At 41.1% G+C, this 7,831-nt stretch carries 4 protein-coding genes and 1 pseudogene; 2 read left to right on the top strand and 3 right to left on the bottom strand.

Features of this window, described 5'->3' with window-relative positions; genetic code table 11:
* Nucleotides 1-22 precede the first annotated feature (22 nt).
* Nucleotides 23-1,102 carry an LIC10774 family surface protein gene (locus LEP1GSC062_RS09520; RefSeq protein ID WP_010578795.1) on the bottom strand — a complete coding sequence of 360 codons (1,080 nt, stop codon included), beginning with the start codon at nucleotides 1,100-1,102 and terminating at the stop codon, nucleotides 23-25.
* Between the two features lie 756 nt (nucleotides 1,103-1,858).
* Nucleotides 1,859-2,967 (bottom strand): annotated as a pseudogene (locus tag LEP1GSC062_RS09515) (sensor histidine kinase).
* A gap of 475 nt (nucleotides 2,968-3,442) precedes the next feature.
* Here LEP1GSC062_RS09515 and srpA point away from each other — a divergent pair.
* The gene (srpA, locus tag LEP1GSC062_RS09510; protein WP_010578793.1) at nucleotides 3,443-4,711 is read left to right on the top strand and encodes a sigma factor sigX-regulated lipoprotein SrpA; all 1,269 of its coding nucleotides are present in this window, start codon (nucleotides 3,443-3,445) and stop codon (nucleotides 4,709-4,711) included.
* Nucleotides 4,712-4,883: 172 nt separating this feature from the next.
* On the opposite strand, the gene LEP1GSC062_RS09505 is transcribed toward srpA, so the two are convergent.
* Nucleotides 4,884-6,491, bottom strand: a complete 1,608-nt coding sequence (locus LEP1GSC062_RS09505) for a peptide chain release factor 3 (protein WP_010578792.1) — start codon at nucleotides 6,489-6,491, stop codon at nucleotides 4,884-4,886.
* Nucleotides 6,492-6,852: 361 nt separating this feature from the next.
* On the opposite strand from LEP1GSC062_RS09505, the gene LEP1GSC062_RS09500 reads away from it, so the two are divergent.
* Nucleotides 6,853-7,788: an ornithine carbamoyltransferase gene (locus LEP1GSC062_RS09500; protein ID WP_020984030.1), complete on the top strand. Its 936-nt coding sequence runs from the start codon at nucleotides 6,853-6,855 to the stop codon at nucleotides 7,786-7,788.
* The last annotated feature ends 43 nt before the right edge of the window (nucleotides 7,789-7,831 follow it).

Here is a 7,831-nt window from a genome sequence, read left to right as displayed (position 1 = left end):
GAATAACGAACAAACGAAGACCTTAAGGCGTACACAACGACGGAGCCACCAAATAAGAGTTATCCAAATGAAGATTGGTCAAATTATCATGGTTATAAATGTCCGCAGGCACCCCGGAATTGGAAGTTTCAATCGTAGGGGACTTATGGTCCCAAATATTATTCTTTGCAAACAAATCGGGTAACCAACTGTTTTCAATTGGATATGGACTTATAATTAGATCATGCGCCGTATTGCAAAAGATCCAATTTTGTCCGACACTTTTTCTAATACCACCGCCTAAATCCAACATAGAATCACTCATAAGAATTCCATAGTAATTGTTGCTGATCCAATTGTTTTCTACACGGCTAGTCAAAAGTGCAGCCCCTGCTTCAATTCCGACTGTGTTATACTTTATAATATTATCCGCAATCGTATGATTTCCGCCTGCGTCTTTAGAATAAATGTAAACGCTGCGTCCTCCAGTAAAGTCGGTTGTCAACGTGTTTTTTCTGGCTGTCGCCCCGCTCACATTATTCAACAAAACGGCTTCAGCTCTTGAATTTGTGATTGGATTGGTTATTTTAAATCCCCCAAGGACGGAATTATTTCCTAAAACGAAGGTAGGATAAAAGACAGTTGTGACTAGATTCGCCCCGCCCTGAACAAACGTGGGTCCAGGATTACCATACGTTCCGGAACCTGAATAGTAGGAATACATCCCACCGGTGTTTCCTTTACTCTGTTCGTCTCCGAGTATCGTAACACCATCTGCAATTTTAATCGGAAATACTTCGCCTAACGCCGTATTATACGTTCCCGCCGCAACCAAAATACCGTCACCGCTTGCCGCCAAAGACGCGGCTTTCGTAATGGTTTTAAAAGGAAGAGAAGGTGCGATTCCAGTATTAGAATCGCTCCCATGCAATGCGTCGACGTAATACGTAATACCGGAAAATACGATCGCAGACGACCTCTGAAGATGATTTGTAAGATCCAACGAAGTTTTACCGGAAAGTAACGAAAGCAAAGTGGAAACGTCTTTTCCACCGCTGCCTTGTTCCGTACATCCGCCTAATAGTAGTAAGGCGATAATCCAAGTACCGAAGATTTGTTTCATTTTTTTCTCCTTATCAAGGGGCGAAATATAAAATAAAATTACAAATTTGTCAACACAATTCTAATAAAAACAAATATAGCTCCTGAATAAACCTACATCAACTTACAGCGTCCCAAAACCTGTAGAAGCGATCCTTAGAGAGTGACGGCTCTTGAGTTTTTTGCTTTATCAGAAAGATCAAGCTGCAAGAACCTGTCCCCCGGAAAACTTCAGCGAATGCCTTCTTATGAGGCGGCATTCAGGAAGTGAGATACTTTAGTTTCTTTTAGGGCAGGTTCTTATAGAATTCTTTTCTTAGGTCCCTATAATCAGGTTTTCAAGATTTACTACTCGGACGCATGAAAAGAATACTGTAATAAGTTTGTTTCAAAATTTAGAATGTTAGATCTTCTTCAAAAAAAGCCAACAATTCTGGATTCGTCGCAATTTTGTGAGCGCTTCTATATCTTTGTAAAAACCGTCCGTTAATTTTTGGTACCATTTTCATGCGTCTGAGTAGTAAGACACGAATCTAACGTTCTAACAAATCGCTTTGAATGTTAAACGAATGATCGTTTGTACATTCTATCTGCATCCGAAGCGCTTGCAAAATTTTATGGGACCATTACTTAGAGAACACAAATCAACATAAGGAATGTTGGATGAGACTTTGGAACGCGTATCTTTACTCGTCAAAAGAAATTTCGATTCGAACAGAATGAGCAAGTTTGCAATTTTTTGAAACAGACTGAACTTTGAAAATTATTAAAAACCAGATCAAAATTCCAAAACGGCGACCAAACCCCGATCGTTGAAAAGTTCGAAATTGGCTCGAATCTGTTTGGAAAGAATATGAATCAAAGTAAACCCGGTCGTATTCGGTTTTTTTAAATCAACGGGGGTTGCCATTCCCACTCCATTGTCCTTTATGATTAATTTGTAATTTTCTCCGTTTTTAGAAAAACGAATCTCTATGTTCGGATCCTGCGATTCCTTAAAGGCGTGTGTCAATGAATTGTTCAAAAGTTCGTTGAAGATCATCGCACAAGGAATCGCGGTCTCGATCGGTAGATCGATTCTTTCCGAATAATTGCGGATCACTACTTGCGATTCCTTATGTTTGTTTTTCAGATTTTCTATGATCCTTTCAATCACACTCGAAAATTCTATACTATGATAGTTGTCGGATTTGTACATGTAATTATGCACTTCCGACATCGCGAGAATTCGATTCTGAAATTCGAATAATACCCTTTGTAAATCCGATTTGTCGTCTCGATGAAGATCAGCAAGTCCGCTCAGAACTTGAAGATTATTCCTCACCCTGTGATGGATTTCCTTGATCAGTTCGTCTTTTTCCTTAATGTAAGAATTCAAAAGATTGACCGTTAAAAAGGCAAGGGTCGAAAAAATAAAAAAACCTAATATGGAATCCATGGCAAAAACGCTGTTTAACATATTTTTTGAATTGAGTTTGTAAAAAAACAAAAACATTAAAATAAACGAATATACTGAAACATACATCGTCGTTCGAATATTCGTGAACAACAAAAATAAGATAACAAGAACGGAAAGACTAGGTATTACGTTTCCGGCAGGATTTCCGAAAATCAACGCCCAACTAACGCCTATTACGACCGAAAACAAAGTGATGACTAATGCTTTTTTGTATTTTCCATACCAGAGCAACAAAATCGCAACGAACGATGCGGATATAAATAATATATAACTGGGACGATAACTCTTCTCCTTCTCATAGAAAAAAAAATAAATGTTAAACTGGCAAAAGTAAAAATTATAGCGTTAAAGAAAAGCAAGTATAAAGCTCTCACTCTTAGGATAAACGGCTCTTGTGCGTAGATGCGTTGGAATCTTTTTAAAATCATATTTTCCTAAAAAACCGATCTTTTCCGAAATTCTACCGTCCTAAAAACTCATTTACAATTCTAAAATTGTAAATCGTATCAAGTCGAATTTCAAGTTTTTATCCTTTCGTATAACCTTGAGAAAATTTTAAGACAATGCTTTCGATGTAGTTTCCTCTTTTTTCTTATAAAAGCCGTTTTATATCGTCGAAATTTATTTTTGCGACGATTTTCTACCATTTGCACCGTATAACAACATCTTTACCGGTCTCCACACAAAGGAGCAGATCGTCAATTTTAACGCAAATCTCCGTTTAAAAACGAAATTTTAGAAACTCTATTATATAGGAACCAGAAAAGCCTAGTAAAAAACTTTTGAAATAAAATTAAAAAAATAACCGACCGACCATAAAACCCCGATTTTTTTCAATACGCATGTCCCACTTCGTGTTCGAACCCCCTATATTTCTTCTGAATTTCATTGGAGGTTTACACGATGAAACAAAATAAAAACCAATTGCAGAGAGGAACGCTGGCGATCACGGCTTTCGCAATCGCGGCATTATTCCTGGTTACGGATTGTAAAAAAGAAAAAGACGACAATAAAGAACTGTTACTGATGGCCGCGCTTTTATCGGGTCCGAACGGAACGGCTGAGTTTAAATTCTCGAATACAACGAATTTACTGGTGGCAAGAACCAAAGATTCCTCCCGTTTTTTAACGCTCCCCGAGGCGGTCGGACAAGGCCCCGCATTCTTAACGGACTTAGCCGGTGATAATCCCCAAAACTACGGGGACGGGAACGGAGACGGATTTAACGATAAGTTTTTAACTCCGCAAGCCGCCGAAATCCAAATCTGTCAAATCGTCGCCTACAAATCCGTGGCAAAAGGAGGACCGGCCAGAGGAAGCGAAACTTTACAAAATGCTAATTTTGTTTCATTCAATATGACGGGGCCGTTCGGTAGCGGCGTATGCACCGCATTTGAGGGAAAGAGTATAACGGGACTCAATGGGACAATGAAGTCAAGTCTTCCGATAAACCAAATCCCGCAGAACGAAAAGGAAGACTACGACCGAGTCGGATTGGTCATCCGAGCGTTTCGGTATTATTTTAATCCGACAGATCTTCCCGAAAACGCGTACCGTTACGTGGATTTGATCCTGAATAAGCCGACTCCGCCAACATTTCCCGGAATGGAAAACGCCGTCTTTGCGGAAAGAGGAGACGTTTCGCCGGTCATATTCGATCACCAATCTCCCCAATCGTTTGTGACTTCTCCGAGCCTTATGTTTCCGGAATTACTTCCCCAAAATGAGTTTAAACCTTACTCGTTTTTTGAATCTTTTATCGATGCGTCCAGCGGTTCTCTTTTAAAAATGCCCGACGGCATCAGTACCAACGCGGCGTTCGGATTCAATTCTTTAAATCCGGCTGAAAATTTTTCCGGAGTTCCTTATACGGATAGTTCTCAGAAGTTGAAATTCAAATTACCGACTTCGGCCAACTCTTTGAAAAAAGACGATCCGTACATTCTTGTCGTGGATCTGAACAATTCTAAAGGGGAAAAAGGAAATCTCCTTTTTAACGTTTCCTTGGACAGAGTTCTTTTTTGGGATTCGACCGCTGCGGACAACGTTTTCTCTCCTCAATTGGATGCGGCAGACAGACCGAACGCAACAAACGGAGAAGACAACCTGGCTACGACCGCCAGAAGAAACCTGATCTTTCATTTACCTACGATCCTAAGCGAAACGAAATGAAAGTATCCAAATATTAGAAAAACGGAAATAAGAACCCGGTAAAAAATAGGCGAAGGAACTTCTAAAAGTATCTTCGCCTCAAAGACATCTGGTGCAAATACAATATCTAAGACTTCGAAAAGAATCGAATTCTTACTATCCCCGAAACTTTTTTCACCGTCTGAAAATTTCGTTATACAGTCGGAGGATAATCTAAAAGAGTTATTTCGGGATTTTTCTTCTGAAAATACCCCTTGTCCCATTCCGTATCAAAGAGAAGAGCGGCCCTTCCTCCCCGATCGGTGACTAGGTTGGCCGAAGACGGAACCTTTGCCAGATCTTCCCGGCCAATCCAACAAGAGATTACATAAGGAAGAACGGTGATCGTAGAAGGCGCGTTGTATTCGTCTAAGAGCCTTCTCTTAAAAACTTCAAACTGAAGTTGTCCCATTGCACCGATAATGGGTAGACCTCCGCCGATCGTCTGAGAAGAGAACAAATGAAGAATTCCTTCCTCGGCAAGCTGCTCGATCCCTTTTCGAAAGCTTTTCATACTCGCCGTATCGGTGGATGAAATCGTTGCAAAAAGTTCGGGCGCAAATACGGGAAGAGATTTTAAATCGGGAACCTTAGAAGAAGCGACTATATCCCCGATCGCATACGTTCCCGGATTTACGAGACCGATGATGTCCCCCGGATACGCCTCATCGACCGTATTTCTATCCTGACCGAAAAAAGCAAAAGAAGAGGAAAGTTTTACGGATTTTCCCAATCTTCCATGAAGCACGTTCAGTCCTCTTTCAAACTTACCGGAAGTCACTCTTAAGAACGCAATTCTATCTCGGTGCTGGCGATTCATGTTCGCTTGAACCTTAAAGATAAAACCGCTGAACGGCGTATGGATCGGATCCAAACGGGACCCGTCTTTCAAAGGAAAAAATAACGGCGGAGGTGCAATTTTGATGAACTCATCTAAGAATAATTGAATTCCGAAGTTATTCACCGCGGAACCGAAGAAAACGGGAGTAATTTTAGAATCTAAAAAGTCTTTTTGACTGAACTCTGAAATTCCCCCTTCTACAAGTTCCAATTCTTCCCGAAAGGATTTGATAACCCAGTCTTCGAATCTTGAATCAAGTTCCGGATCGTTTATACCGGAGGTTTGAAAGGAAGATTTTTGACTTCCTCCGGGTGTCTTATCGTATGTTAGAATTTTCTTATCTTTGCGGGAATAAACTCCGCTGAAATCCACACCGGTTCCGATCGGCCACACCATAGGCACGGCGGAAATCCCGAGAACCTTTTCAATCTCATCCAAAAGAACGAAAAGATTTTTCGTTGGTCTGTCCATCTTGTTAATGAAGGTTACAATCGGAATTCCACGATCTCTACAAACTTTAAATAACTTGATCGTCTGAGGCTCGACTCCCTTTCCAGCGTCGAGCACCATCACCGCGGTATCCGCTGCGATCAAAGTGCGATATGTATCCTCCGAAAAATCTTCGTGACCGGGTGTGTCTAATAGATTGAGAACATGTCCGTTGTATTCGAACTGAAGTGCGGCGGAAGTGATGGAAATCCCTTTTTCTTTTTCCATCTCCATCCAATCAGAGGTGGCGGCTTTCCGATTCTTACGAGCCTTAACGGCTCCTGCGAGTTGGATCGCACCTCCATATAGAAGAAGTTTTTCCGTAAGAGTCGTCTTTCCAGCATCCGGGTGAGCGATGATTGCAAATGTCCTCCTTCTTCGAGTTTCCTCTTCGATAGATTGATTCGGTTTTTGTTCCACTGTGTCGCTCATTACTTTGCTCCGCGCTCTTTCCAGATTTTCTTTACAAAGTCAACTGTCAGCAATTAAAACGAAGAGATCTTTGTGGGAATTCCTACATCTTTCGCTTTTTATCCATTCGTATTGTTCGAGTAAATAGAATGTAACAGAGATCCGCTATATTCTTTATATCAATTAAAAGTAGGTAAACAGATGTAAAGAATTCCCCTTACCCCCTCAAGAGATCTCCAAGGTTTAAAACTACAAATAGACGGATTCAACGATTCTTTCGAAATTCTAAAAATCAAAGAAGAAGGACTTACCATCTATGGGTCGTTCGATATCTTTTTCATTTACGAAACAACTTCGATTTTGTTTTCTGTACATAACTCTTATGATCGAAAGCAATGTAAAACATCTGATATCCTGGGAAGATTGGTCGGACTCCGAGATTCAGGGTCTACTTAACTTTGCAATCCATGTAAAGAAAAATCGAGTCAACTACGCGGGTCATCTAAGCGGCCGTTCTTTAGCCATGCTCTTTCAGAAAACTTCCACAAGAACCAGGGTTTCCTTCGAAGTCGCCATGACCGAAATGGGAGGACATGGAATTTACCTGGATTGGATGGCGTCTAACTTTCAACTTTCCGATATCGATCTAGAAGCAAGATATCTTTCCAGAAACGTTTCCGTCATCATGGCCCGTCTGAAAAAACACGAGGATCTTCTTTTGATGAAAAACGGCTCTCAAGTTCCGGTTATCAACGGATGCGATAACATGTTTCATCCTTGTCAATCTCTCGCGGATATCATGACGATCGCACTCGATGACCCGGAACGTCCCCTCAATCAAACGAAACTAACCTACATCGGAGTTCATAACAATGTGGTCAATTCCCTTATCGGAATCACCGCCGCACTCGGAATCCATCTGACTCTCGTAACGCCGATCGCGGAAAAGGAAAACATTCACCCCCAGACAGTGGAAAGAGCCAAGTCGAAAGGAACTCTTACTTGGGAACAAAATCTGGAAAAGTCGGTAAAAGATGCGGACTACGTCTACACAGACACTTGGCTAGATATGGAATTTTTCAACGATCCTTCTTACGCGGATAAGAAAAAACAAAGAATGGAACTCATGATGCCGTACCAGATCAATTCTTCTTTGATGGAAAAAACGAATGCAAAAGTAATGCATGATATGCCAATCCATGCGGGTTATGAAATCACCAGAGAAGTCGTCCTCAGTCACCGATCCATTATCTTCCAACAAGCCGAGAATCGTTTGGATGCCCAGAAAGCAGTCATTCTCAAACTCCTGGAAGCTTGATACTTCGGAAAATCGGTTTACAGAGGCCCGCACTTTCGAAACC

Source organism: Leptospira alexanderi serovar Manhao 3 str. L 60 (assembly GCF_000243815.2).
GTDB lineage: Bacteria > Spirochaetota > Leptospiria > Leptospirales > Leptospiraceae > Leptospira > Leptospira alexanderi.
The sequence above is the reverse complement of the archived record's forward strand: the minus strand, read 5'-3'. Positions and strand labels throughout refer to the sequence as shown.

Bases quoted from the DNA above. Each gene is read 5' to 3' on its own strand.
- LEP1GSC062_RS09520 (WP_010578795.1), bottom strand. From the start codon at position 1,102: ATGAAACAAATCTTCGGTACTTGGATTATCGCCTTACTACTATTAGGC.
- srpA (WP_010578793.1), top strand. From the start codon at position 3,443: ATGAAACAAAATAAAAACCAATTGCAGAGAGGAACGCTGGCGATCACG.
- LEP1GSC062_RS09505 (WP_010578792.1), bottom strand. From the start codon at position 6,491: ATGAGCGACACAGTGGAACAAAAACCGAATCAATCTATCGAAGAGGAA.
- LEP1GSC062_RS09500 (WP_020984030.1), top strand. From the start codon at position 6,853: ATGATCGAAAGCAATGTAAAACATCTGATATCCTGGGAAGATTGGTCG.